Consider the following 24,761-nt stretch of genomic DNA (forward strand, 5'->3'; position numbering starts at 1 on the left):
TTTTTAAGCGGATGCTTCGGGGTCTTTTTTGAACGATTACTTTGAAAGAACGTTTTATTCAGCGTCGATTGGAATAAATGAATCGTCTAAGATTTTACGTAAAACAGCTGCAGAATTTTCCATTTCTGCCTGTTCTTCTGCATTCAATGGGACTTCGGCAATTTTTTTAATTCCGTGAGCACCAACAACCGCAGGTGTACCAATGTAGACGTCTTTAAGACCATAGTTTTCGCCATCCATGTAAACACTTAATGGTAACACAGCATTTTCATTGTTTAGAATCGCACGTGTAATACGAGCTAATGCACTGGCCACACCATAGTATGTTGCACCCTTACGTTCGATGATGTAGTAGGCTGCATCACGAACCTCTGACAAGATTTTTTCTTTTTGTTCTTTGCATAATTCACCAGTCCATGCTTCAATTGGTAAGTTCCCAATACGGATGTTTGACCATGCGATGAATTCTGAATCACCGTGTTCACCCAATACATAACCGTGAACACTACCCGCTTCAACATGTACAAGCTCAGCTAATGTTTGACGTAAACGAGCTGTATCGAGTGACGTACCTGAACCAATAACGCGTTCTGGAGGGAATCCTGTCCATTTCATTGTTGCGTATGAGAGGATATCAACAGGGTTTGCTGCTAGTAAGAAGATGCCGTTAAAGTCTGTTTTCATGATTTCATTTAATATTGATTTTAAAATACGGAGGTTACGAGACACGAGTTGCAAACGTGTTTCTCCTGGTTTTTGGGCGGTTCCAGCTGTTATACAAATAATATCTGCATCGCCACAATCTGAGTAATCAGCTGAATATACTTTCATTGGTGATAAAAATGGTAAGGCATGTTTTAAGTCTAATGCATCGCCTTCTGTACGTGCTTTATCTACATCTATAATACCTAGTTCGTTACCGATACCTTGGTTTACTAATGAGAATGCGTATGCTGAACCAACTGCACCGTCACCTACTAAGATTACTTTTTTGTTGTTTGGAATTTTAATTGTCATTGTTATTCCCCCTGCATTTGTTTTTGTAATTTACACCCTCATTATAAGTTTAATCGATACTATAAAACAACATGATAATACATTTTTCTGCATAAAACACATTAGATATGAACAAGATGTGTCCACCTTCCAATATTGACACACCAATGATTGAAAGCGTTTTTACAAGTATTTAGATTGTCACTTTTTAGACATTTTCTATGCATCCCTATTACAATAACATTGATAGCGTTTTCTTTCTTTCTTTTTTTATAAATTACGATTTTAGACTTATTTCCCTCATCTATATATATAGTCTTACATGTATACTTATGTAGTAAAAGATAACTACATCTTTGAACATATCTTACAAATAGAATAGGAGTCGATTATTAATGAATGAATGGATGCAAATTTACAATCCATTAGACAACATCGCGTTATCAGGCATCGTCGCAGCTTTGCCAATCATCACCTTTTTACTTTGTTTAACTGTCTTTAAATTACAAGGATACATTTCAGGTCTTATCAGTATCATCGTGGCTGCAATTATCGCAATGACTGTTTATGATTTCCCCATTCAAAAGGTTTTTGGTGCAACAACACTCGGTGTCTTATCAGCCATCTGGCCAGTTGCTAGTATTATTATCACTGCCATCTTCCTCTATAAATTAACTGTCAAAACCGGTTATTTTGAAATCATCAAGAGTTCGATTACTTCGGTAACAGCCGACCAACGGATTCAAGTTATTATCGTAGCATTCGCCTTCGGAGCTTTCCTCGAAGGGGCGGCCGGATTCGGTGCACCTGTAGCGATTACAGCTGCAATATTAGTTGGTTTAGGTTTCAAACCACTTTATGCAGCGGGCCTTTGTTTACTCGCCAACATCGCAGGTGGAGCCTACGGGGCGATGGGGATTCCCGTATCATCACCAGCCCTTTTAACTGGCTTAGATGCGCTTGACGTCTCTGCTTACACATCTGTCTTAATGCCAATTCTTTCTATTATAATTGTGTTCATTTTAATCTTCGCGATTGATGGTTTCAAAGGGATTCGTCAAACGCTACCAGCTATTTTAGTCAGTGGCGGTGTATTTGCCGGCGTACAATACTTAATCCTCAATACGATTGGACCGGCTCTCGTTGATATTTTCGCGGCACTTGCAAGCCTAATCGCGCTCATCATTTTATTACGTTTTTGGCAACCAAAAGATATCTATCGTATCAATAAAGCCGAAAAAGTCACACCGCTTGAACAAAAAACAAACTATTCAATGACACAAATCATTTTCGCTTGGTTACCATTTATTCTTTTAACTGTTTTTGTAACCGTACTTAACTTGAACCCAGTTAAAGCTTTATTCGCAGCTGGTGGCCCGTTAGAGAAACTGATTTTCTTCATTCAAATTCCGGGTCTACATAACACCGTTATTCAATCCGCACCAGTTGTTGAAGCTCAAATGACAATGGCCGCTATTTTCAAACTTGATTTATTTACCAATACAACAACCGCCATTGCTTTAGCTGGGTTGTTAACGATGATCATCTTCAAAGTAAGTTTCAAAACGTATAAAGACACGGCAATCGAAACCGTCAAAGAATTATGGCGCCCAATCTTAACCATCTGTAGCGTTTTAGCACTATCATTTATCTGTACATACTCAGGAATATCTGCCACAATGGGGATTGCACTTGCAAGTACAGGTAGCTTGTTCCCACTATTCTCGCCAGTACTTGGTTGGTTAGGTGTATTCTTAACAGGTTCTGTCGTTAATAGTGGCTCATTATTCGCGCCACTGCAAGCGGTAACCGCCACTCAAATTGGTGTCGACCCTGCCTTCCTGGTCGCGATTAACGTCCTCGGTGGCGACATGGCTAAAATGTTATCACCACAATCAATTGCTGTTGCAACCGCTGCTGTTGGACTCGTAGGTCGTGAAAGTCAACTCTTCAAGTTCACAGTGAAATACAGCATATCTTTCTTAATTATCGTTGGCTTGTTCAGTCTTTTTTACTCAATGATTTTTATGTAGCATTACAAATGAAACAGACTTCATGTTCTTTGGAATTCTATTACAGTGACTTTTTTACGAGATGATAAGACTGGATAGAACGGCTGTTATGTCCTCTAGTTCAATCAACCAGAAACTGTCACCTTTCAGAAAAATGGCAACGACGGTAAATAGTCGCCTTCATTTCTCTTCCAACCGGTTGATTTCACTTTCGTTCTAGGCATGACGAGCGAGCAAGTCGTAATGACCTAGAACAGCGTCTATTTTCAGTCCGAAACAGCGCCCTTCATATAAGAAGGGCGCTGTTTTTGTGTATAGCTTTTAATTTGAACAAGCTGTGCTTTAGATGTCTGCCAAACAGACGGTGTATCTGTGTGGGAATGCCTCTACACCCCTTTTAAAAACGGGCAGATTGTAGACAAAGTTAAATCAAACTGCTTTTTCTGTAAAAAGTGGTCAAGCGACTTGGCTACGAGATGATAGCGCTGAATCGAAATGCTGTTATCTCCTCTCATTCAATCAGCAAACTTCTATGATGTTTCATGGAAAAGTAGCGTCGGGAAATAGTCGAGATGTTATTTTCTCCAATCACTGCAGTGTAGAACGGCTTTAAATTACTTTCGTTCTAGGAACGTCGAGCGAACAAGTCGTAATAACCTATAACCGCGGTTATCTTCAGTCTCAAGGGTTAATTTTCTTTTTGTAACCAGTCTGCTGGATAAGTCACATAAACGAAACGGGCATCACCTGTTACTGAAAATTGAATCGCGCTCCCTTTAGGGATTAAGAGGATTTCACCTGGTCCTGCGGAGATGGTTCGTCCGTCAATGATGACATCTAAACGACCCTCAATAATATAATCAATTTCATCGTAGGCCAGTTCCCAGTCAAAAGTTGTGTCCCTCATTACCATCAATCCACAGCCTAAGCGAGGACTTTCAGTTAACGAGACCAAGTCTTTACAATAGACAACATCCGAGGGGTTTCCTGTATCTAAACGATCATCTTCTGAAACATCTAATTGCGGTAACTTAATCGCGATTACGCCACTGGGATCGACCTGACGATCCGCTGCAATCCCTTTTTCTAACAATAGTTGACGAACAAGTGCTTCAATCGCACTACGGTCTAGTTGAGTCATAACATTAACCTCCGTTATTTTTTAGTTGTTTTCAGCATGCGGTTAGCCATGTACATTGCCACAAAAATGGCTGTAATCCCACCAACAATTTTACCGACCATCATCGGAAAAATCATTGATGGAGCCACGCCCGCTGTAAATCCTAAATGATCCCCTAATACAAATGAAGCAGAAACAGCAAACGCGACGTTAATAATTTTACCGCGGTTATCCATGTCTTTCATCATTTGAAACATCGGAATACTGTTCGCTAAAGTTGCCACCATCCCTGCGGCTGCGATATCATTCATACCGAGTACTTTTCCTAACCCGAGCAATTGTTTTTTGAACACTTTCGTAATCACAAACACTAAGCAGAAAGCTCCAGCTAAGGTTAAGGCGATACTCCCGACAACTTCAATCCCTTCAGTAACGGGTGTCAAACCTTTAATAAGTGTCACATCAAGCAATTGTTGGGTTGCGCCGATTGCTAAGCCTAGAATTGCGACAACAACGACACCTTTACCAAAGACCGTGAATCCTTTAATCATTGCATCAGGCTTAAACCAAAGGCCTGCCATTATAATGAGGGCAACTAACACAATTGGCACAAGGTTGTGTAACAACATCCCGATTGGGAAGCCTGCCACAAGTCCTCCAATTAAACAGCCGAGCGGAATGGTAATTAAACCACATAACACACCGGTTGCTAAATACTGATTATCTTCTTTTTTGATGATACCAAGTGCTACTGGAATCGTAAACACAAGTGTCGGCCCCATCATTGCACCTAAAATCGTCCCCGCAAACAGACCGGCTGCTGGTGTTTGTGCCATTTCAACAGCGAGGTTAAAACCACCCATGTCATTCGCTAGTAATGTTGTCGCAAACATCGCTGGATCTGCCCCTAAAAAGCTATAAACAGGCACAATGACTGGACTTAATATTTTGGCTAGTATGGGTGCAATTGTAATAATCCCGACCATCGATAAGGTCAAGGCGCCCATTGCCATAATACCTTCTTCGAACTTTTCACCTAAACCAAATTTATTGCCAATGCATTTATCAATCGCACCTAAGATCATAAATAGCACCATGATGTACATAATAATTTCATTAATACTCATTGTTTCCCTCCTGATTGGTGATGTTATTTGTATGTGCTGCGCCACGATCGACAGAGTCGATAATACCAATAATCATTGCATCGACCGGCACCTGTTCATTTTCTGCCCCTGCGCGTGCGGCACTACCTTCAGTCACGAGCACTAAATCATCTAAGCCTGCTCCAACTATATCAGCGGCGACGAGTGACCGTTTGGCACTCGTTTGTTCGTCTGTGATGACCGCGACAATTAAAAAGGTCATGCCGTTTAACTGTTCGTGTTTGCGCGTAGACCATAAACTTCCGGTTACTTTTCCAATTAGCATAATCTGCGACTCCTTTCTACGTAAACGTCAACATAATCTTATTTTCCCGTAAATAATCGTGTGCCAATGCCGTCACGATTGTCTGTTGTGAGCAGCTAATTTCTGTTGCCCCCTCCGCGACGAGTGCCTGCACGCGTTGTGCTGTTAACACCGCTTTCGGCGCTCCTGTTGAAAACAACTTTCGTTTGAGGCGTTGTTGTAAAATCACTTCACAGCATTCATTGCGCGTGACGAACGTGACACCGTAACGTTCAAGTGTCACGTTAATCTGTTGCACTTCTTGATACAGAGCATAGCGTGCCGTTTTACGTATGCTCGCTAAAACGGTCTGACTCGTTAGCATGATGAGTGGTTTTCCCGCTAACAAATGCTCACACAACGTTTCTTCGCCTGCTTGTGGCACGATTTTCGCAAGTCGAGCTAACCGAGTTAACGGCAGTAGCCCACACAATATAACGTCGGCCTCGTCCGTAGCACAACAAGATGTCACACGAAACACCGCGCTTAGGCGAGCTAACTCCGTCGGGTTTAAAGTTGCCTCCAACACGAGTAATACGGGCTTATCCTGTTGTTCAAGACGGCTCATTAGCACGTCAGTCACCTGCGTAACGAGTGCCTCAAACACCGGCCCATTCATTACAACCCACTCTTTTTAAGCACTTCACCACGACTACCCGGTTTTAAACCACAGGCATTGGCTTCGTCATAATCGATATGCATCGTTGTTGCAAATTTATCACTGACACGAATGACGACATCATCAAAAATAAGCGGGCGATAGCCATCGATTTTAACTTGGACAATTTCACCCTTTGTTACCTTAAAACGACGCGCATCTTCTTCCGTCATATGAATATGACGTTTTGCTACAATTAAACCAGTTTTTAAAATCACACTGCGTTCGCCATTAATGAGCACGATGCCCGGTGTTCCTGCGATGTCACCTGATTCACGTACTGGCACACGTAAACCGAGTGTCGTCGCATCAGTCGCACTAATTTCAACCTGAGACGCTTGTCGTTCTGGTCCTAAAATCACGACATTTTGAAATGAATTTTTACCACTAGCAATCGTGATTCGCTCTTTGCACGCATATTGACCTGGCTGTGATAAATCTTTTGCCTTTGTTAATTGATAGCCTTCACCGAACAGCGCATCGATTGTTGCGCGATCAAGATGCACATGACGGCCTGAGCCTTCAACAAGCACGGTGTTAGTTGTTATCTCTGGTTGAATTCGTTTGACGATTTCATCCACAAGTTGTTCGATATTTGTCATTTTCAAGACCTCCAATTCAATAAAAAAATAGAAAGGGTCTGGATATACTGACCCTCCATGCCCTTTCTATCGCGTTAACTTCTCACTACTTATAAAGATTTTGGTAAAATCGCATCAACATCTGTATGAGGGCGTGGAATAACGTGAACAGATAATAGTTCACCAACACGTTCACAGGCTGCTGCACCAGCATCAGTTGCCGCTTTAACAGCACCAACATCTCCACGTACCATTACTGTTACTAAACCGCCACCAACTTGTTCTTTACCGATTAATTGCACGTTAGCTGCTTTCACCATTGCGTCTGCTGCTTCAATTGCTCCAACTAAACCTTTTGTTTCGACCATTCCTAATGCGTTATTCATAATATAATTCCTCCTATTAGTTGTGTATTTATTAGTATAATAAGGTGACGTACGAGACGCTCCTTATTAATGTAATCGTTCTAAGACTTTCTCAATCAAGCTATTAATTAGTTCTTCCTGCGCATCATTTGTTGTTGCAGGTGTTTCGCCGCGTAATTCTTCAAGTTCACGGACACCATAGGCGATACGGCGAATGTTGAACAGGTTTGTAGGGCTAATATTATCTGATGTTGAACTGCCACCAACTGCACCACAGCCTAACGTTAAGGCCGGCATAAGGTTCGTTGTCGCGCCAATGCCACCTAAGGCACCAGGTGTGTTGACTAATAAGCGTGACACCGGTTTATGCAAGGCAAACTCGCGAATGATTTGTTTATCCTCAGAGTGAATCACCATCGTATGACCGGCACCTTCTTGGTTTAAAATATCGATACAAAGCGCACAGGCTGCTTCAGCTGTTGCCGTTGTATAGAAGGCTAAAATCGGTGCGAGTTTCTCACGCGAGTAAGGTGCTTTTGGTCCTACCCGTGTTTCTTCAGCAATGAGCACGCGGGCTGTTTGTGGAACGTTTAAACCTGCTAAATCGGCAATTCGCTGCACTGACTTCCCGACGATTTGTGGATTCATCGTACCATTTGCCCGCATGATGAATTGTTCCAGCTGCTTCGCTTCGGCCACTGATAAAAAGTAGCCCCCTTGCTGTTCAAGTTCAGCCACAACAGCTGCCTTACTTACTTCTTCGACAACGATAGATTGTTCAGATGCACAGATTGTTCCGTTATCAAACGTTTTTGAATCAAGGATGTGTTTGACTGCCTGTTTAATGTTAGCCGAGCGTTCAATAAAGGCCGGTCCGTTACCAGGTCCGACACCAATTGCTGGCGTACCTGATGAATAGGCTGCTTTGACCATTGCCGAACCACCTGTTGCTAATATAATCGCCGTATCATTATGCTTCATTAATTCGCTCGTGCCTTGCATTGTCGCCTTACTCATACAGCCGACTAAACCTACGGGTCCGCCCACGCTTTCAATTGCTTCGTTAATAACGGCAATTGTTGCCAAAATACTGTTTAATGCATTTGGATGTGGCGAAAAGACAATACCGTTACCCGCCTTGATTGAAATAAGTGCTTTGTACATCACAGTTGACGTTGGATTGGTTGAGGGAATCAAACCAGCAACCACACCCATCGGAACAGCTACTTCCATTATGCCAGTAGTTGTATCGTCACTTAAAACACCAATTGTTTTCATATCTTTGATTTGTTCAAAGACCACTTTTGAACCGAAGGCATTTTTAATCACCTTATCTTGCCAAAGACCAAAGCCAGTTTCTTCGTGTGCCATCTTCGCTAATGGTTCACGTTGATCATAACAGGCGTTGGCAATTGCCCGACAAAGATCGTTGATTTTTTCTTGCGGATAGCTAGCTATTTGTTGTTGGGCTGCTTTAGCGGCAGCTAACAAATTGCGTACTTCTTGAATTGATGCCAAGTCTTTATCTAATATCATTTATCTTCACCACTTTCATTATGAGCGAGTAACGCATCGATTAAAGTTTGCTTGTTGGCGAATTTAATATCGCCTTTTTTAATGCGTTTCACTTGGTTTTTTAAGGCCATTTTGCGTAATTGTTCAACCTTTAACTGTTTTAATTGGTCGTAAGCAAAGACGCGCTTAGGAGTAGTCGCTACAACGTCTGGTTGTTTTTTTGCAACGTCTGGTTGTTTTTTTACAATTAACTGTTGTGTCTCTGCATCGAGGCGGGCTATGACATGACTTGCTACAAGGCAACCGAGTGCTTCAGCTGCCATGCGACCACTCTCAATCCCAGCGGTTACCGCACCGACATCGCCCATCACTTGAATCGTTGTTAAGCCACCACTAATGACTTCAGCCTGAATCAATTCGACTTCTGCCGCCTTAACAGTTGCATCGGCTGCCGCTACTGCCCCAAGATAGCCACGCACTTCGATAAGGCCTAACGCTCTATTTTCCATCATTATCGCCACCTTCTAATAGTTAAGCGGATTGGCTGCCACGTCGATAACTGCACGTTCAAATGCATCACAAGCTGCCTTACACGCTGATTGAGTTCCTGTTAACAAGGCGCCACCGAAGTTTGTTTCTGATGGTGGGCCATAAAAAGCAGCTAAACTGACATCGGCTGCCTTTAAGGCAAAATCGAGCGCATAGATGGCTTCCATTGGCGGTGCGATTAAATAGGCCACCGCTTCTCCTTCAGTAATATTTGCCTCTTTTGCTAAATGCGAGCCTGTTCGGGCAATACAATAAGCTAAATAGGGCACGGAATCGTCAGCGTTGGCAGAGATGAATGAGGGGCCATTTTCAATCGTTGCTAACGCAACATCCAATCCACTTGTGACCTCAGCTGGACTCGGCCCCGCAATGATTCCAATCACTTCTCCTGCTAATTTCGTTTGAGCATTGCCCGCGCCACCGTAAAAACTTTTTGCGTAAACGACGTCAACCGGAACAGCTTTGGTCGCTTCATCTAACGCGATATAAGTGACATCATCACAGTCGGCTGTAATAATACCAAGACTACGTTGTGATGAATTAAGGTTTAATTCTTTAGCCATCGCCTCATCGACATTCGAAATAATTTTAGCGCTCAGTACTGTCGTTTTTAATCGATCTGCTTTCATTCAAAATCCCTCCGCTCTTTAGGCTTCTTTTAAATCAATTCCAGATTTTTTCTTATCGAGCATTTCCTTAATAAGTTCAGCGACAAATGCTCCGGCTTCAACTGGTGGTGTTCCACCTTTATGAATATTTGAAATCACGGTACGACGTGCTTCAGGCATACCGACTGTTGGACGGTATGCAATATACGCACTCATCGATTCAGCTGTTACTAGACCTGGACGCTCACCAACAAGTAAACAAACAACATCTGCATCGGTTAATTCACCGATTTTATCCATTGCCGGTACACGACAATGTTTCACAAACACAACCTTTGCAAAATCAAGGTTATACATTTTTAACCCTTGCTTGATTGAGGGTATAATATCACGAATATTGGCACCAATCGCTGCTGAACTCAGACCATCACCGACGACAATTTGTATTTTGGCACTTTTTGTTGTATTCGCCACGATTTTTTGGCACATTTCATCTGAAAAAACACGACCGAGGTCAGGTCGAGTGACATATTCATCTTTATCACGACAAACTGTTTCCGTTGAGATAAATTGCATTTCTTTTACGAGTTCTTCATCGACATACGAGAAAACGGCATCTTGCGCCGCCGCATGATCGGCACGGAAGCGTAAAATTGATTGCGTTTTATAACGAGTGCCGGCACGCCATAAACCAAGACGAGCAGGTGTAAACTGTTTCATCTTCATGTAACCCGCCTCGTCATGAGCATTCGGTACGAAAAATTGTTCTTTGATGATGACATCCGTAATATCAGGAATCATCCCTTCTCCAACGTCCGCAACTGTAGGTTGATATGTCGTTGCTGTTGCACTCTCATCGCTCGCTATAGCAGTAACTGGTGTTTTTTTATCATCAGTCATTTCGGTCAATATCTCTTCAATCATCTGTTTCAAGTCTTTTTCGTTCACAATAGTCACCCTTTCTTATTTAAGAAAAATTGAAGCGTCGCCCGCACGGCTTGTTAATTTACCGTTTTCGCTCAAGCCCATCTTTTCCATCCATTGATCGAATTCACTAATCGGCTTCAGGTTGAAGGTATCTCGTAAGGTTGCTGTTTCATGGTAACCGGTTGTTTGATAGTTCAACATGACATCGTCACCATGAGGAATTCCCATGATGTACGTACAGCCAGCTGCTGTTAACAACACTGATAAGTTTTCGATATCGTTTTGATCTGCCTTCATGTGATTCGTGTAACACACATCGACTCCCATTGAAATACCGGTTAATTTACCCATGAAGTGATCCTCTAATCCGGCACGGATAACTTGTTTTGAATCGTATAAATATTCGGGTCCGATAAAACCAACCACTGTATTGACTAAAAACGGATCGTATTTCTTCGCGAAACCATAACACCGCGCTTCCATTGTTACTTGGTCGCAGCCGTTGTGTGCATCAGATGATAACTCTGATCCTTGACCAGTCTCAAAGTACATCACGTTTGGTCCTGCTGCCGCCCCAGTATCTAAGGCTAATTGCTTCGCCTCACTAATGGTTGAACCGTCAAAGCCAAAGGCAGTATTTCCTTTTTCAGAACCAGCAATCGATTGAAAAACAAGCCCAGTTGGTGCGCCTTGGCGCATCGCTTCCATCTGAGTTTTAACATGGGCTAAGACACAGGTTTGTGTTGGAATATCCCACTCTGAGCGGAAATCTTCAAATCGATGCAAGATACGTTTCACACTTTCAGTTGAATCATCAACCGGGTTGAGCCCAATCACCGCATCACCAATCCCATACGATAGCCCTTCCATTAATGAGGCCATGATGCCATCAGGGTCATCTGTTGGATGATTCGGTTGTAATCGCGCCGAAAAAGTTCCTGCACGTCCAATCGTTGTGTTGGCAGTTTTTTCGATATGGATTTTTTTAGCGGCTACAACTAAATCAAGGTTTGACATTAGCTTCGTAACGGCCGCAATCATTTCAGACGTAAGACCTCGAGAGATATGTTTTATATTAAAATCAGTCGTATTGTTATCGAGTAACCATTCGCGCAGTTCTTCGACTGTCCAATTTTTAATGCTTTCATAAATACGTAGGTTGACTTGATCAATAATAATCCGAGTAACCTCATCTTTTTCATATGGTACTGCAGGGTTGTTAAAAAGATCTTTTAATTGTAACTGGGCTAAAACTACTTTAGCAGCCACCCGTTCTTCAGCGGAATTTGCTGCTACGCCTGCGAGACGGTCACCTGATTTTTCTTCATTCGCTTTAGCCATTACTTCCATTACAGTTTGAAAGGCATACACTTTTCCAAATAAACTTGTTTTCAAAATCATCTTGTTTCCTCCTTATAGAACTTAATTAAAAACCAATGTTTTGACGATGACAGGTAGTACTTTCCCTGCAGCCACTGGCAGACCAATGTCGATGTAATCACCATTTTCGACCCGAACGCTATCGAGACATACGAATGGATAACCACGTGGCAAATGAGCATACAACGATTGACCTAATGCCTTCGCCATATCTTGCTCGACGATGACAATTAATGGCAACTGTCGTTGTAGCAAGGGTGCAACCCCTACAACGATTGACTCGGCTAATTTGGTGATTCGCTTGAAACTCGGACTCCTTTCACCAACAAACCCCAAGGCGACAACCTGCGTCTCGTCATCCGTACCAAACCACTTGAGTTTATCGGTTATTTGAGTCGCTAAAGCTGCCGCTGGTAGGGCTGTATCAGCTCCGTTGAGTTTCAATACTGGTAAGTTACGCAGTGGCAAAACATCCGTGGTGTAGGTAATGGTACTGCCGCTAATTTCAGCCGTATGGGAGCCTGCCCCAACGACAGTTGCCCGAATCGTTTCAAGCGCTTGAACAACCGGTAAGTCCGCAAAGGCGTCGTCAGTTGCAATCGCCCACCCTAAGAGCAACCCCATATCACCGTATTTAAACGGGTCCGAAGTTAGTGTCGTTGAAATGCAATCCGCCACTCCACCTGAAAATGAGACAGCGGCAATTTGTTCGGATAAGGCTAACCCCTTATGCGTCATCGACTGTTCGTAATACGGACTTCGTTCACCTAAGCCAATGCTATTGGCTAAAATGCGCGCCATGACACGCGCAAGTGGTTCGAGATTCGCAACCGTCGCGACCATCCCTTCCGTTATTGCCCAATCATTCGCGGCGATAATGCGCTTGATTTTCGCTGTAATAAAAGTGATTTCATGGCTGATAGGATCGATTTTCACGAGCCGACCACCGATGTCAAAGCAGGCGGTGTCTTCAACCTCACCATCATAAAAGACAGCTAAGTTTGTCGTCCCACCTCCAATATCAAGGTTAACAACCCGCGTCAGTTGCTCTGCTGAATAACTAGCCGCCCCAGACCCTTTGCCAGCAATAATACTTTCAAGATCGGGACCAGCCGTAGCGACAACGAAGTCACCCGAAAAACCACTTAAGGCTTCGAGTACAAGCGCTGCATTGTCTTTACGTGCGGTTTCACCCGTAATAATAACGGCCCCCATCTGAATCGCAGCTTTATCAATCCCTGCCTTGGCATACTGTTGCGAAACAAAGCGCTTAATTGCCCCTGCATCAATCACATCTTCTGATAGCAACGGGGTAAATAAAATATCACTGCGAAAAATGATGCGTTTTTTCGAAATTGTAATCCGTGGTACGCTGAAAGCTGATGCTAAGTTTTCAATCGTTAATTCCGATAGCACGAGTTGTGTTGTCGACGTACCTAAATCGATTCCGACTGTTAACATTGTTTCTGACATAGTCTCACTCCTCCAAAAAAAAGATGCTTAAAGAAAGCCCAAACGTGTAGGTTTGGTTCGTTTCTTCAAGCATCTTTGCATGAATTCTTAAACGTCACTGTTTAAGGTGTTTTTGAAAAGGATTCGGGTTGTTGTCCCCGTCTTTTTCGATTCAATTGTCAATTGACCGTCGAGTTTCTCGGTCACATAACTTTTAATTATCATCAAGCCAAGACTCGACTGTCCAGCCGTTTTCACATCATATCCTTTGCCTTGATCCGCGACACTAATGGCGATAATCTGTTTTTGTTCACTGACCTCGATTACAACTTCACCAGCGACTCCATCAGCATAAGCATGATCATACACATTTTGGAGCAACTCATTCATTACGAGCGCAATGCTTACCGTTTGTTGCCCGTTTAAATAAATAGATTGGTTCATTTTAACCTTCACCTTTAACGGTTTCAGTGGGGCAAACAACCGTTCCATATTTTGTACGAGTGACATTAAAATGTCAGTGAAATCCAGCGAATCCTCGACTTGCACCGATAGCAGTTCATGCGTTTGGGCAATCACAACCATCCGATTAATGCTTTCTTGCAATGCGATTTTTGCTTCCTCACTGTCAACTCGTCGCCCCTGTATCCGTAGAAGTGACATAACTGCCTGCAAATTATTTTTGACACGGTGATGGATTTCACGAATCGCGACGGACTTTGAGATGATTTCCGCTTCTTTTTGGCGCAAATCAGTTACGTCACGAATAATCATATAGAGTTGTCCGTCATGTAGCGACCAAATTTTCTTAATTGAGAGGTGGTAATTGCCATAAACAATCGATACCTCTCGCCGATCCCCTTGCGTCTTCCGCTCCCGTTGATAGAGTAAAAAGTCATAGGTTGTACCGTCGAGCGCTAGATTATCGTAGTGAATTCCTTGAATCGATCCGATATAACCAATTTTTTGATAAAGCGAGACTGCTGCCTTATTGGCTCGTGCTAACATACCTTCACTGTTAAAAATCAACAGTTCATCCGTCAACTCATCGGCCACAAACGTCTCTTCATCATCATTAAATACCGGCGCTAAAATGGTGTGTTCCTTTTCATATGCCTCATGTGAGTCCTCTTCAACGATCATGACACCAATCGTCCGAAAACGATTGCGAATCGGATACACCCGCTGTACAATGAGACGTTGCTCTTGACTATTGGCATAAAGATTGACTGAGTTTAAGCTCGTCCGCAGTGTGCGATACACACCCGGCTCATCTTTTTGCTTTGCCTCTAAGCCGACGACGGTACTTGTATAGAGCGAGGCTCCCTCGCGCGGTGGCTGATGGAATACGACAACCGCTTCATTCGTTACGCTATTTAAGACATCGATAAAGACATCAAAGGCGCGATAACGTAAGGATTGTTCGATTTCAGTCGCAACCCGGAGCAACTCATCAACATCGGCTGCCGTTAATTCCGTTTGAGTTTCTACCAACCGTTTCATTTCCGCTTTATTCATCGCTCATCACGATCAGTTCGGCAATCTCACTCATACGGCAACGTTTGTTCATGCTCAATTCACGAATTGTTTTATAGGCGTCATCCTCTGTCATTTGTTCGCGTGCCATCAAACACCCCTTTGCTTTTTCGATGATTTTACGCTCATCAAGTTGCAGACCTAACTTTACAATTTGTTTGGTTAATTCGCTTGTTTCCCTGCCTTTGGCAATCGCCATTTCAACGGTCGGTACCAATGATTTTTCGTGCAACGGTTTTACTAAATAACCGATTGCTCCCGCTTTTTTTGCCCGGTTCGTATACTCTTCATCACTGAAGGCCGATAAATAGACGATCCCTTTTGCAAGCTTGTCCGTGATGATTTTTCGACCGGCCTTCAGTCCATCTAAGATTGGCATTTCAATATCCATAATGATTAAATCGGGCGTATGTTTTTTGCAGGCCTCTATTGCTTCAAACCCGTCGGCGGCTTCTGCTACGACATCGTAGCCTGCCTCTTCCAATACTTCCCGAATATCTAGTCTTGTAATAGGTTCATCATCGACTACTACAATGCGTCCATTCATTACGTCACGTCCATTTCTATCAATTTATTAGTCATTAAGTGCGTGTGATTGGTGTACCTGAAAAACCAAGGATGGTTTCTAATCCGGCCAACACGGCTGTAATTGCAGCCTCAACCGACGAAACGTCACCAGTAACCACTACTGACCCACTAAAACGATCGATAAAACCGATTTCAACAGCGCTCGCCTTTGTTGCAATATCAACAGCAATAATAGCTGCCTCACTCGGTGTGATTGTTAAAATACCAATCGCCCCATAATTAGCTTCCACTAAACCTAGTTTTGTATAAATCGTGCGATTAGGACTCGCGATAATATGTGCAAGTGTTACTTGTTTCCCCGGCACATATTCTTGAATCATCCGTTGTGTTTCCTCCACTTGCGCTCACCTCTTATTGGCAATTAAAAAGCTCCTAAAAAACACCATGACGCAAGCGCCAGCTGTTTATTAGGAGCATCATTGCTCGTTTATACGGTACGTCTTTGTACCTCAATAACACCATTATAGTAACGCTTACATCAGATGTCAAGCATCGCAAGACAGTTAACGCTACTCAATTTGATTTTTTAGCTAATTTGACGAATTATCGACACAACTTCGGTTTCAGAAGGACAGCGGGGATTAGTTGCTGTACAGCGATCCACGAGCGCATCAGACGCAATTTCAGCGATAACTGCCTCTATCTGTTCATCGGTAATCCCACACCCCTTCAACGTCATTGGCATTGCCAACACCTGTGTGAGTCTTTTCACTTCACGGATTAAACTTTTCACGCCCACGCGAGTATTGCTAGCTGATAAACCGAGTAACTTTGCCAAATGAGCATAACGAACAGCCGCCCGATTCGTTGGGATTGTTTGTTCCTCCGTAAGTTCACTGTTGTAGGCAATAATTGCCGGCAATAGCACCGTATTTAAACGGCCGTGAGCAATATGTAACTTCGCCCCGGCTGCATGTGCAATCCCATGGTTCAAACCGAGCGACGTCATATTAAACGCCATCCCTGCCATTGAAGAAGCGACATGCATTTGTTCACGTGCCTGTAAGTCCGCTCCATTTTGATACGCTTGTGGCAAATGAGCGAACACGAGTTGTACGACTTTTTCGGCTAAGGCATCAGCCATCTCATTGGCATTGGTGGAGACATAAGCCTCTAGGGCATGCGTCAAGACGTCCATTCCCGTATCTGCTGTAATATGCGGGGGCACGGATTTCACTAAGGCTGCGTCCAAAATCGCCACATCAGGTAGGATGTCATCGGTCACTAATGGATATTTAACACCTTTAGCGGCACTCGTAATAATCGAAAAATTTGTTACTTCTGAACCGGTACCACTCGTCGTCGGTAGCACAATTAAAGGCAGTGCGGTCATTTTATTCACCACTGTCGCAAAGTATTTCATTGCTTTAGCCGCATCAATCGCCGAACCACCACCGAGTGCAACCATTAACTCTCCTTCGAACGCTTGCATTGCTTCAATCCCAGCAACGACTGTTTCAATCGGTGGATCAGGGGTAATCTCACTAAAAACTGCCGTTGTATTTGATGAATCAAAGTGTACCATCACCTGTTCTAACAAACCCGATGACACCATGAATGGGTCTGTGACGATAAAAATCTTTTTGTTCGTATATGTTGCTAACGCTTCTAATGCCCCTTCCCCTGTATAAATGGTTGTTTGCATCTGTAATTTTTTCATTTCATTTCCTCCTTCGATAACTACTGCTGACGATGTAAAAAAAAGAAGCTTCAAAGAACCGTCAAAAGACGGCCTTCAAAGCTTCTCTGCTTATTAGACATACATCATCGTATGATACGTATTTAATTAGGGTTACACAACAAAAAAGGGCAACGCTTCAAAACTGCCTCGTTTTGAACCACCCACTGCAGCGAAGGTGACGTGCCCATTGCTTTTTATCTTGCATGCACACCGTTGTGCCCGGTAGAGATAACCTGGTACACCTGTTACGCTGCAAAAAACAATGGGCTTTTTCACTTGACGAAAAAACATCCTGTTTTACCTCGAAACAGTCCGTAACAGTGACGATGCAAAAAGACCTGGCTTAAAGTACGCATACTTCTTACAGTGGCGGGACCGCGTTGGATTTACACCAACTTCCATTTGACATCGTCAACTTACTTCGTTTACCTTACCGCAGTTAGTTCTTTCTAACTACAGCAAGTCTATCATGCGCAGTCTGATATTTCAACTATTAAAAATTATGAAACACCTTATCGCTGTTTTGATAAAAGACATCAGCTGTACCCTGGCGTGCATTGACAGCTCGCGCGACCGCATAAAAATAATCTGATAGACGGTTGATGAACCGTAAAACAGCCGTATTAATTGTATCTGTTGCCATCAAACCGACAATGTGACGCTCGGCACGGCGGGTCGTCGTCCTTGCAATGTGCAATAATGACGCATCCAACGTCCCCCCCGGAATGATGAACTGTTCGATTAATGGCGGTTCTGTCGCATAGACATCGATTCGACCTTCGAGCCATGTCACCTGAGGTTCCACTACGCGATAGTCGCGGTGACCATCCGGCGTCGCTAAGTCCGTGCCGCAATCAAACAACACTTGCTGAATCATTTCAATATCATAACGAATGTCGCTGTGTAAGGGATTGACTTGGATGAGGAGATAACCCAACCACGAATTAAGTTCATCAATTGTACCATATGACGCAACCCGTTCTGATGCTTTGCTAACCGTGCGACCGCCAACTAACTTTGTGTTGCCGGCATCTCCTGTTTTAGTGTAAAGTTTCATCTTCTTCCTCCTTCAAGTAACTGAGTAATTGTGCAATTCCGGTTTCATCCACCGCTGACAGACAAAAGAGCTGTTGGGCACCTGCCTCGCGTAGGCGTTGTTGAAGCTGTTCAATTTGTGCGCTCGAAGTGGCCTCATCGCTTTTTGAAACGATACCAATGATTGGTTTATTGAAAATACCACCAAATCCGGGTGCAAAAAGTTGTTCCTCATCGCTGACGCTTTGCATTAAGGCGACGACATCTGCCTCAGCAGCTGTTACGGATAAGGCGCTATAATACTGACGGTGGAGCATGTACTCACCCGGTGTATCAATCATATCGGGGTAGAAGGCGACAGCCTGTGTTTTATCATAGTTTAAAGCGAGGCCTTGTAAACGCTGTGTCAAAGTCGTCTTGCCACAGCCGATTGGACCGATAAACATTACTTTTTTCATGGTTCACTCCTCCCGTCATCACGTGGTAACACGAGACCATATTTCAGTTGAAAACGACGGATTATTTTGAGAAAGGCGGTCGTAAATACAGCCAAAAAGAAGCCATTTCCTAGAGCGTGCATTAAATCAAAGCTCGCACTTGCTAAATTTGCCGTCCAGAGTGCCTCCCAGGTTAACGGTCGGACATAGATGAGTGTGTAATGTAAATTCAACAGCCAACCGTATAAAAAGGCGACGACAAAACCAAAGCCAATAAGCAACGGTCGTTTTTGTAACAACGGTGTTTTTCGTAACAAACCAGCTGTAAAACCAATCAATCCCCAAGCTAACATTTGCCACGGTGTCCACGTCCCTTGACCAAGTACAAGATTGGAGACAAGGGCGACACTTGCACCGACTAAAAAGCCCGATTCCGCCCCAAAAGCAATCCCACAAATAATGACAAAAAACGTGACAGGTTGCACATTAGGGATAACGACAAAAGGTAAACGACTGGCACTTGCAACGGCAATTAGCACCGCTAAAAAAACCATTTCTTTCGAACTGACACGGCGGCTCTCGAAGCGAGAAATAAACAATAGCAACACGAGTGTTAAAATAATGAAACTGAGGAGAACATAGTTTTTTTCAGTGACGAAAACCGTATAGCTAAACACGGCAATTAAGACGAGAAAGACAAGCGTTACTTGCACTGACCGCCGGTTAAAATAGGCTACCATACTGCGGCCACCTCCTCCCATCGTATTGCTGTTGGTAATTGCTGTCGTACCAACCGGTTAATTGCTGTCGTATAAAAAAGATTATTGCTTAAAAACTGCTTGGGTTCATCACTTGCACTAATTTTTCCATCAAATAAAAGCACACAGCGATCCGCAACCTCCGCCACAAAATTAACATCATGGGTCGCAATCATTAAACTAACACCACTCGCTTTCAAGGCCCGCAATTGCTTGACGAGAATCGCCTTGCGTTGTGGATCAATGCCCTTAGTCGGTTCATCGAGCAGTAGCACTTGAGGATTCGCCAACAAGAGCAGAGCTAAGGCAACGAGCTGCTGTTCTCCACCACTACAATCATGCGGATTCGTCTGGGCTATCGACTCGATTTCAAAACGTGCGAGCGTCTGGTCCACTCGCTTATCAATCTCAGATAGACCGATTCGTTTGCAAGCTTCCGTTAACTCCTCGCTAACAGTGTCATAGAGGAAATGTTGACCCGGATTTTGTGCCAAATAGCCCACTTGAGTAACCGTTCGTTGCTGACGTACCTTGCCGTGAAAGCACACTTGACCACGACGTAACGTAGCCATCCCTGCGATCACCCGCAATAAGGTCGACTTTCCTGAGCCGTTCCCTCCTAGTAGGGCTAGACACTCGTGTGCATGTAAGGTGACATTGAGATGCTGTAATACCCACTCACCCTTAGGTTCGTACGTGAAATAGCCGTGCTTCACTGCCAACACACTATCTTTTGCTGGTGCTGATGTTGCCTCAAGCATCCTATGCTTTGCTAATGTTTGTGGCAATTGGCGACGAGCTCCTGCCAACGTTAATGGCAAATTGGCGGTCGTCTTTGTTTCGAGAAAGAGGCGCGTGAGTGATGGGATAAAAGAGCGATAGGCCGGCATTGAAAATAACTGCTGAAAGACCACCGTGGGAAGATTGTCCGCAATCAACCGTCCACCCGCCATAAACAGCAGACGATTTGCCAATTCAGACACACCCTCTAACTGATGTTCACTCATAATTATGGTCATGTTTAACTCCTCATGCGCCCGCTTTAATATATCAAAAAATTCACGGGTCGCAATCGGATCGAGTTGAGCCGTTGGTTCATCTAAGACAAGTAAACGCGGTTGTAGCAGCAAGACCGCAGCCAAGTTCACCAACTGTTTCTGACCACCAGATAACTGTTCGACCGCTGTATGTAAGAGCTGTTCTAATCCTAGAAAACTAACAATTTCAGCAATTTTACGACGCATCTCAGCAGGCTTACACCCCACATTCTCGAGCGCAAAAGCCAACTCTTCAATCACTGTATCACACACCAGTTGTTGATCTGGGTCTTGCATAACAAACCCAATTTGTGATACGGCTTCTTCACTGTCTAACGATTGCAACGCTTGACCGTCGAATGTTACACTGCCTTTGCGTGCGCCGACTGGAAGTAATTCTTTTTTGAAGTGGCGGAGCAAGGTCGATTTACCACTACCCGACGGACCTGCAACCACAATAAAATCCCCTTCATTCACCGTCACATCGATATCCGTTAAATTTAGTTGCACCGATTGCAAGTAGCGAAACTGTAGCTGTGTTATTTGTGAAAGAACCACCATAGACGATCCATCCCTTCAATTATTATTGGTAAAGCGACAAGCAGACCGCTCACACTAAAGAGCAACACACCCAGCCAACTAACTGCTAAAGGCGATGTTAACGGATAAAGCGTGAACTGCCCCTGCTCTTGAAAATAGCAGAGTCCAATTGTTACGACTAACATTAAACTGGCAAGAACAACATCACGTCTACTTATAAGATAGTGCTGGTAATGCGTCCTTTTTTTTAAGCCATACCCTCGGGCTGACATACTATCAGCACTGACGAGTGCTTCTTCTAAACTGCTGACGAGTAATGCCTTGACGAGTAAGCCACCATTGTGCAAACGCGCTTTTAACGAACCGGTTGCTACCGAGACACCTTGTACAGTTTGGACTGCCTGTATCTGTTTCATCCGACTTGTAAATAATTTCAAAAAACGCAAACTAATCAGCAGTAACAGTGTAAACTGTGGCAGCCGCTTGGCACCAAGCAACAATAACTTCGCCGAACCGAGCATCTGATTGAGAAGGATGAAAAGTAAGAGTAAGCAAAGATACGATAAAAAATACAAACCTCCTGCTACTAACGCTTCTAATGTAAAAGAACGACTGAAGATAGTCCATAAGACGATTGAACCATTCTGATTAAAGAGCACATTCAGCATAATAATCGCTATCCCCATCCAAACACTTAGCTTTAAAAAACGGCCGATTTGCTTGTAGGAAAGATAAAAAAAACAGATAACGAACAAAATGAGTGCTTCACTGATAAGTAAAATGGGATGTAAGTACACCATCGTCACAATCATCACACAAATAAAGTAGAGTAGATTGACGATGGGGTGATAGCTTTCGAACACCAGTTTAATAAGAAACGCTCCTTTCGTTGAAAACGTCGTATTTTAGACATATAATGCCTTATCAAAAAAAAATGAAGCACCAAACTATCGATGTCAACCATCGGGAAATTTGGGCTTCATTGCCATACGTGTTACTGTACACCATTGTACAGATCGCTTAAAAAGATAGCTTTATCATAGCCCTTTTTTTAGCATTTGTCAATTTGCTAGTTGCTTTTAAAAACATTTTCCCCTACACTGTGGATGTATTCAAACAAAAAGGGGGTATCACCATGAAAAAATCATTCAAAACACCGTTTCTTATTTTAGTTTCTCTTTGCTTACTGTTTGTACTAAGCGCATGTTCGTCCAACAAAGAAACCGATAAAAAAGCGACAAACACCACAGAAACAGCGACAATTACCTTACAACAAGAAGGCAAACAAATCGCCAAAAAAGACGTGTCGTTTGCAACCGAAACATCGTTATTAGACATTATGAAAGACAACTTCACCGTTGTTGAAAAAGATGGTTTCGTAACGAGCCTGAACGACGTCGTCCAAAATACCGATAAACAAATGTACTGGTTATTCACAATCAATGACAAAGAAGTAACAACTGGTGCTAACAAAACAACCCTTAAAAAAGGCGATAAGGTATTATGGAAATTAGAAGAAATGGAAATTAAGTAACAAAAGTGAAATCAGCTCGTCAAAAGCAACTAAATTGGCGGCTTTGAGTATTCGGGTATTTGTGCCGAAACGAAAAGGCGAAATTCAGACAGCCTTTAGCTGATTGAACTGGAAGAACAAAAGTACTTTAAAGCCGGTTTAAACGGCAGTGATTGGAGAAAATAACGTCTCGACTATTTACCGTCGATGCGTTATTTTTGAAATCACCCAAGTTTAGGCTTTAAATACTAGAAGAACAAAAGTACTTTAAAGCCGGTTTAAACGGCAGTGATTGGAGAAAATAACGTCTCGACTATTTACCGTCGATGCGTTATTTTTGAAATCACCCAAGTTTAGGCTTTAAATACTAGAAGAACAAAAGTGAAACAAAAATGACTTCAGCTTGTTCAACTTCTCTAACTCAAAAAACGTGTTCTCTTCCATCAATTGGAAAGGAACACGTTTTTTGATTATAAATGAGCGCCATTACTCGCGACGACTTCTTTAAACCAGTCAAAACTTTTTTTCTTCGAGCGTTTCATCGTACCACTGCCATCATCATGTTTATCGACATAAATAAAACCGTAACGTTTTTTATATTCGCCTGTTCCAAACGAGACACAATCAATACAGCCCCAAGGCGTGTACCCCATTAAATCAACACCATCGAGTGTCACCGCTTTGATCATTTCTGCAATATGCGCCTTCAAATAATCAATCCGGTATTGGTCGTTGACACTGCCATCTGGCTCGATCTCATCGACTGCACCAAAGCCATTTTCGACAATAAATAAGGGGATTTGATAGCGTTCATACAACACATTTAACGAATAGCGTAATCCGACTGGATCAATTTGCCAGCCCCAGTCCGATGCTTGCACATGTGGATTAGGAACCGTCCCTTCAAAATCAGCAGTTGTCTCCTCGTCCTCGAAATGTGCACGCACCGTTTTAGACATGTAATAACTCAGACCGATGTAATCAACCGTTCCAGCCTTAAGTACTGCTAAATCATCGGCGGTAATATCGATGTTAAAGCCTTTTTGTTCCCATTCCTTGTAGGCATAACTCGGATAATAACCTCGTACATGCACATCACTGAATAAGTAACGGTCATGCATCGCTTCAACCGCTAACATGATATCATCAGGATGACATGAATAAGGATAGAGCGGCACAATCGCCATCATACAGCCGATTTTCAGATCAGCCTTGATGGCATGACCTAATGCAACAACCTTCGCACTCGCTACTAATTGATGATGCACCACTTGATACATTGTTTCTTCTGGATTCGGCTCGTTGTTGAACACAACACCCGAGTTCGTATAGCCGAACAATGGCACATCATAACTTTTTTGATTGTTAATTTCGTTAAAGGTCATCCAATATTTGACCTTATGCTGATAACGTTGCAATACAACATCTGCATAATGCACGAAGAAATCAATTACCCTGCGATTTTTCCAGCCACCATAGGTTTTCACCAAATGATTTGGCATCTCAAAATGAGACAATGTAATGACCGGCTCAATGTTGTATTTTAATAACTCGTCAAATAAATCATCGTAAAACTGCAAGCCTACTTCGTTCGGTTCAGCTTCATCACCTAACGGAAAAATACGTGACCATGCAATCGATGTCCGAAAACATTTAAAGCCCAGCTCCGCAAATAAAGCAATATCTGCTTTATAGTTATGATAAAAATCCACTGCTTCATGATTGGGATACATATATTTTTCTTCAATCGCGGTGGTAATGATTCTGTCTACGCCGTGCGCACCACCTGTTAAAACGTCAGCAATGCTTTCGCCTTTGCCAGCTACATTCCAAGCACCCTCAACTTGATGGGCCGCAACAGCACCACCCCATAAGAAATCCTTCGGTAAGTTTGTCATCATGTTCCTCCTTCATCAATAAGCTTATGTGTTAAGCATAGCAAAAAAACGCTCCGAAAGAAGCGTTTTCATTGTTTAAAACACAAATTTTTCTTTAAAGATACATGTGCCATCGCTGAAACAAGT

General features: G+C 43.1%; 26 protein-coding genes and 1 riboswitch. Of the genes, 2 read left to right on the forward strand and 24 right to left on the reverse strand.

The features are described 5' to 3' along the window. Positions 1 to 54: 54 nt before the first annotated feature. On the reverse strand, positions 55 to 1,005 hold the full coding sequence (locus ACJYYY_RS06670; protein WP_408869238.1) for an L-lactate dehydrogenase: 951 nt from the start codon (positions 1,003 to 1,005) through the stop codon (positions 55 to 57). 386 nt (positions 1,006 to 1,391) lie between these two features. Here ACJYYY_RS06670 and ACJYYY_RS06675 point away from each other — a divergent pair, with 386 nt between their 5' ends. After that, a complete protein-coding gene (locus tag ACJYYY_RS06675) occupies positions 1,392 to 3,029 on the forward strand; it encodes a lactate permease LctP family transporter (protein ID WP_035315254.1) in 1,638 nt (545 codons plus the stop codon). A 667-nt stretch (positions 3,030 to 3,696) separates the two neighbouring features. Here the strand turns inward: ACJYYY_RS06675 and ACJYYY_RS06680 are convergent. The 22 genes from ACJYYY_RS06680 to ACJYYY_RS06785 all read right to left on the reverse strand — a co-directional run bounded on the left by ACJYYY_RS06680 (position 3,697) and on the right by ACJYYY_RS06785 (position 22,087). After that, on the reverse strand, positions 3,697 to 4,149 hold the full coding sequence (locus ACJYYY_RS06680) for a cupin domain-containing protein (protein WP_035315253.1): 453 nt from the start codon (positions 4,147 to 4,149) through the stop codon (positions 3,697 to 3,699). A 14-nt stretch (positions 4,150 to 4,163) separates the two neighbouring features. Continuing rightward, complete coding sequence (eutH, locus tag ACJYYY_RS06685; RefSeq protein WP_035315252.1) at positions 4,164 to 5,255, reverse strand: ethanolamine utilization protein EutH; 1,092 nt, start codon at positions 5,253 to 5,255, stop codon at positions 4,164 to 4,166. Then, positions 5,245 to 5,559, reverse strand: a complete 315-nt coding sequence (locus ACJYYY_RS06690; RefSeq protein WP_035315251.1) for a EutN/CcmL family microcompartment protein — start codon at positions 5,557 to 5,559, stop codon at positions 5,245 to 5,247. The genes eutH and ACJYYY_RS06690 overlap by 11 nt, the downstream gene beginning before the upstream one ends. A gap of 16 nt (positions 5,560 to 5,575) precedes the next feature. Continuing rightward, entirely contained in the window at positions 5,576 to 6,196 is a 621-nt protein-coding gene (locus tag ACJYYY_RS06695; RefSeq protein WP_035315250.1) for a hypothetical protein, read from the reverse strand. Further along, entirely contained in the window at positions 6,196 to 6,837 is a 642-nt protein-coding gene (gene eutD, locus ACJYYY_RS06700; RefSeq protein ID WP_035315247.1) for an ethanolamine utilization phosphate acetyltransferase EutD, read from the reverse strand. The genes ACJYYY_RS06695 and eutD overlap by 1 nt, the downstream gene beginning before the upstream one ends. A gap of 89 nt (positions 6,838 to 6,926) precedes the next feature. Then, positions 6,927 to 7,202: an ethanolamine utilization microcompartment protein EutM gene (gene eutM, locus ACJYYY_RS06705; protein ID WP_156921215.1), complete on the reverse strand. Its 276-nt coding sequence runs from the start codon at positions 7,200 to 7,202 to the stop codon at positions 6,927 to 6,929. A 66-nt stretch (positions 7,203 to 7,268) separates the two neighbouring features. Next, positions 7,269 to 8,717 (reverse strand): acetaldehyde dehydrogenase (acetylating), encoded by a 1,449-nt coding sequence (locus ACJYYY_RS06710; protein ID WP_051457024.1) that lies wholly within the window; start codon positions 8,715 to 8,717, stop codon positions 7,269 to 7,271. Continuing rightward, positions 8,714 to 9,205: a BMC domain-containing protein gene (locus tag ACJYYY_RS06715; RefSeq protein WP_035315245.1), complete on the reverse strand. Its 492-nt coding sequence runs from the start codon at positions 9,203 to 9,205 to the stop codon at positions 8,714 to 8,716. The genes ACJYYY_RS06710 and ACJYYY_RS06715 overlap by 4 nt, the downstream gene beginning before the upstream one ends. Positions 9,206 to 9,220: 15 nt before the next feature. Further along, positions 9,221 to 9,874: an ethanolamine utilization microcompartment protein EutL gene (eutL, locus tag ACJYYY_RS06720; RefSeq protein ID WP_035315244.1), complete on the reverse strand. Its 654-nt coding sequence runs from the start codon at positions 9,872 to 9,874 to the stop codon at positions 9,221 to 9,223. Between the two features lie 18 nt (positions 9,875 to 9,892). Further along, positions 9,893 to 10,654: an ethanolamine ammonia-lyase subunit EutC gene (gene eutC / locus ACJYYY_RS06725; RefSeq protein WP_408605192.1), complete on the reverse strand. Its 762-nt coding sequence runs from the start codon at positions 10,652 to 10,654 to the stop codon at positions 9,893 to 9,895. A 162-nt stretch (positions 10,655 to 10,816) separates the two neighbouring features. After that, complete coding sequence (locus tag ACJYYY_RS06730) at positions 10,817 to 12,181, reverse strand: ethanolamine ammonia-lyase subunit EutB (RefSeq protein ID WP_035315241.1); 1,365 nt, start codon at positions 12,179 to 12,181, stop codon at positions 10,817 to 10,819. Positions 12,182 to 12,202: 21 nt separating this feature from the next. Continuing rightward, positions 12,203 to 13,633, reverse strand: a complete 1,431-nt coding sequence (gene eutA / locus ACJYYY_RS06735; protein ID WP_035315240.1) for an ethanolamine ammonia-lyase reactivating factor EutA — start codon at positions 13,631 to 13,633, stop codon at positions 12,203 to 12,205. Between the two features lie 87 nt (positions 13,634 to 13,720). Next, the gene (locus ACJYYY_RS06740) at positions 13,721 to 15,130 is read right to left on the reverse strand and encodes a sensor histidine kinase (RefSeq protein WP_035315239.1); all 1,410 of its coding nucleotides are present in this window, start codon (positions 15,128 to 15,130) and stop codon (positions 13,721 to 13,723) included. Then, positions 15,123 to 15,695: an ANTAR domain-containing response regulator gene (locus ACJYYY_RS06745; RefSeq protein ID WP_035315238.1), complete on the reverse strand. Its 573-nt coding sequence runs from the start codon at positions 15,693 to 15,695 to the stop codon at positions 15,123 to 15,125. Before ACJYYY_RS06745 ends, ACJYYY_RS06740 begins: the two co-directional genes overlap by 8 nt. Before the next feature lie 34 nt (positions 15,696 to 15,729). Continuing rightward, on the reverse strand, positions 15,730 to 16,056 hold the full coding sequence (locus ACJYYY_RS06750) for a BMC domain-containing protein (RefSeq protein ID WP_198015770.1): 327 nt from the start codon (positions 16,054 to 16,056) through the stop codon (positions 15,730 to 15,732). Between the two features lie 206 nt (positions 16,057 to 16,262). After that, on the reverse strand, positions 16,263 to 17,396 hold the full coding sequence (locus ACJYYY_RS06755; protein WP_408868743.1) for a 1-propanol dehydrogenase PduQ: 1,134 nt from the start codon (positions 17,394 to 17,396) through the stop codon (positions 16,263 to 16,265). A 132-nt stretch (positions 17,397 to 17,528) separates the two neighbouring features. Next, positions 17,529 to 17,693, reverse strand: coding sequence for a hypothetical protein (locus ACJYYY_RS06760; protein ID WP_156921214.1), 165 nt, complete (start codon positions 17,691 to 17,693; stop codon positions 17,529 to 17,531). A 6-nt stretch (positions 17,694 to 17,699) separates the two neighbouring features. Next, a riboswitch (adenosylcobalamin (AdoCbl) riboswitch) is annotated at positions 17,700 to 17,844 on the reverse strand. Between the two features lie 66 nt (positions 17,845 to 17,910). After that, positions 17,911 to 18,474, reverse strand: a complete 564-nt coding sequence (locus tag ACJYYY_RS06765; RefSeq protein WP_035315235.1) for a cob(I)yrinic acid a,c-diamide adenosyltransferase — start codon at positions 18,472 to 18,474, stop codon at positions 17,911 to 17,913. Continuing rightward, positions 18,458 to 18,910, reverse strand: coding sequence for a EutP/PduV family microcompartment system protein (locus ACJYYY_RS06770; RefSeq protein ID WP_035315234.1), 453 nt, complete (start codon positions 18,908 to 18,910; stop codon positions 18,458 to 18,460). Before ACJYYY_RS06770 ends, ACJYYY_RS06765 begins: the two co-directional genes overlap by 17 nt. Further along, positions 18,907 to 19,629 (reverse strand): ECF transporter S component, encoded by a 723-nt coding sequence (locus tag ACJYYY_RS06775; protein WP_035315233.1) that lies wholly within the window; start codon positions 19,627 to 19,629, stop codon positions 18,907 to 18,909. Before ACJYYY_RS06775 ends, ACJYYY_RS06770 begins: the two co-directional genes overlap by 4 nt. Then, entirely contained in the window at positions 19,623 to 21,245 is a 1,623-nt protein-coding gene (locus ACJYYY_RS06780) for an ABC transporter ATP-binding protein (RefSeq protein ID WP_035315232.1), read from the reverse strand. The genes ACJYYY_RS06775 and ACJYYY_RS06780 overlap by 7 nt, the downstream gene beginning before the upstream one ends. Continuing rightward, complete coding sequence (locus ACJYYY_RS06785; RefSeq protein ID WP_408868744.1) at positions 21,224 to 22,087, reverse strand: energy-coupling factor transporter transmembrane component T; 864 nt, start codon at positions 22,085 to 22,087, stop codon at positions 21,224 to 21,226. The genes ACJYYY_RS06780 and ACJYYY_RS06785 overlap by 22 nt, the downstream gene beginning before the upstream one ends. A 272-nt stretch (positions 22,088 to 22,359) precedes the next feature. Between ACJYYY_RS06785 and ACJYYY_RS06790 the strand changes: the two genes are divergently transcribed. Then, positions 22,360 to 22,758 (forward strand): DUF4430 domain-containing protein, encoded by a 399-nt coding sequence (locus ACJYYY_RS06790; protein ID WP_035315230.1) that lies wholly within the window; start codon positions 22,360 to 22,362, stop codon positions 22,756 to 22,758. A 449-nt stretch (positions 22,759 to 23,207) separates the two neighbouring features. Here ACJYYY_RS06790 and ACJYYY_RS06795 read toward each other — a convergent pair whose 3' ends face one another. Next, on the reverse strand, positions 23,208 to 24,635 hold the full coding sequence (locus tag ACJYYY_RS06795; RefSeq protein ID WP_035315229.1) for a 6-phospho-beta-glucosidase: 1,428 nt from the start codon (positions 24,633 to 24,635) through the stop codon (positions 23,208 to 23,210). Positions 24,636 to 24,761 lie beyond the last annotated feature (126 nt).

Origin of the sequence: Brochothrix campestris (assembly GCF_046058945.1) — a bacterium.
In the GTDB taxonomy this organism is placed as follows: Bacteria; Bacillota; Bacilli; order Lactobacillales; family Listeriaceae; genus Brochothrix; species Brochothrix campestris.

What these genes read in the sequence shown, in the direction of transcription:
- eutM (WP_156921215.1), bottom strand. Translation starts at nt 7,202, where the DNA reads ATGAATAACGCATTAGGAATGGTCGAAACAAAAGGTTTAGTTGGAGCA.
- ACJYYY_RS06780 (WP_035315232.1), bottom strand. Translation starts at nt 21,245, where the DNA reads ATGGTGGTTCTTTCACAAATAACACAGCTACAGTTTCGCTACTTGCAA.
- ACJYYY_RS06755 (WP_408868743.1), bottom strand. Translation starts at nt 17,396, where the DNA reads ATGAAAAAATTACAGATGCAAACAACCATTTATACAGGGGAAGGGGCA.
- ACJYYY_RS06690 (WP_035315251.1), bottom strand. Translation starts at nt 5,559, where the DNA reads ATGCTAATTGGAAAAGTAACCGGAAGTTTATGGTCTACGCGCAAACAC.
- ACJYYY_RS06715 (WP_035315245.1), bottom strand. Translation starts at nt 9,205, where the DNA reads ATGGAAAATAGAGCGTTAGGCCTTATCGAAGTGCGTGGCTATCTTGGG.
- ACJYYY_RS06710 (WP_051457024.1), bottom strand. Translation starts at nt 8,717, where the DNA reads ATGATATTAGATAAAGACTTGGCATCAATTCAAGAAGTACGCAATTTG.
- eutL (WP_035315244.1), bottom strand. Translation starts at nt 9,874, where the DNA reads ATGAAAGCAGATCGATTAAAAACGACAGTACTGAGCGCTAAAATTATT.
- ACJYYY_RS06750 (WP_198015770.1), bottom strand. Translation starts at nt 16,056, where the DNA reads ATGATTCAAGAATATGTGCCGGGGAAACAAGTAACACTTGCACATATT.
- eutA (WP_035315240.1), bottom strand. Translation starts at nt 13,633, where the DNA reads ATGTCAGAAACAATGTTAACAGTCGGAATCGATTTAGGTACGTCGACA.
- eutC (WP_408605192.1), bottom strand. Translation starts at nt 10,654, where the DNA reads ATGATTCCTGATATTACGGATGTCATCATCAAAGAACAATTTTTCGTA.
- ACJYYY_RS06770 (WP_035315234.1), bottom strand. Translation starts at nt 18,910, where the DNA reads ATGAAAAAAGTAATGTTTATCGGTCCAATCGGCTGTGGCAAGACGACT.
- ACJYYY_RS06745 (WP_035315238.1), bottom strand. Translation starts at nt 15,695, where the DNA reads ATGAATGGACGCATTGTAGTAGTCGATGATGAACCTATTACAAGACTA.
- ACJYYY_RS06675 (WP_035315254.1), top strand. Translation starts at nt 1,392, where the DNA reads ATGAATGAATGGATGCAAATTTACAATCCATTAGACAACATCGCGTTA.
- ACJYYY_RS06790 (WP_035315230.1), top strand. Translation starts at nt 22,360, where the DNA reads ATGAAAAAATCATTCAAAACACCGTTTCTTATTTTAGTTTCTCTTTGC.
- ACJYYY_RS06795 (WP_035315229.1), bottom strand. Translation starts at nt 24,635, where the DNA reads ATGACAAACTTACCGAAGGATTTCTTATGGGGTGGTGCTGTTGCGGCC.
- ACJYYY_RS06695 (WP_035315250.1), bottom strand. Translation starts at nt 6,196, where the DNA reads ATGAATGGGCCGGTGTTTGAGGCACTCGTTACGCAGGTGACTGACGTG.
- eutH (WP_035315252.1), bottom strand. Translation starts at nt 5,255, where the DNA reads ATGAGTATTAATGAAATTATTATGTACATCATGGTGCTATTTATGATC.
- ACJYYY_RS06765 (WP_035315235.1), bottom strand. Translation starts at nt 18,474, where the DNA reads ATGAAACTTTACACTAAAACAGGAGATGCCGGCAACACAAAGTTAGTT.
- ACJYYY_RS06775 (WP_035315233.1), bottom strand. Translation starts at nt 19,629, where the DNA reads ATGGTAGCCTATTTTAACCGGCGGTCAGTGCAAGTAACGCTTGTCTTT.
- ACJYYY_RS06730 (WP_035315241.1), bottom strand. Translation starts at nt 12,181, where the DNA reads ATGATTTTGAAAACAAGTTTATTTGGAAAAGTGTATGCCTTTCAAACT.
- ACJYYY_RS06740 (WP_035315239.1), bottom strand. Translation starts at nt 15,130, where the DNA reads ATGAATAAAGCGGAAATGAAACGGTTGGTAGAAACTCAAACGGAATTA.
- eutD (WP_035315247.1), bottom strand. Translation starts at nt 6,837, where the DNA reads ATGACAAATATCGAACAACTTGTGGATGAAATCGTCAAACGAATTCAA.
- ACJYYY_RS06680 (WP_035315253.1), bottom strand. Translation starts at nt 4,149, where the DNA reads ATGACTCAACTAGACCGTAGTGCGATTGAAGCACTTGTTCGTCAACTA.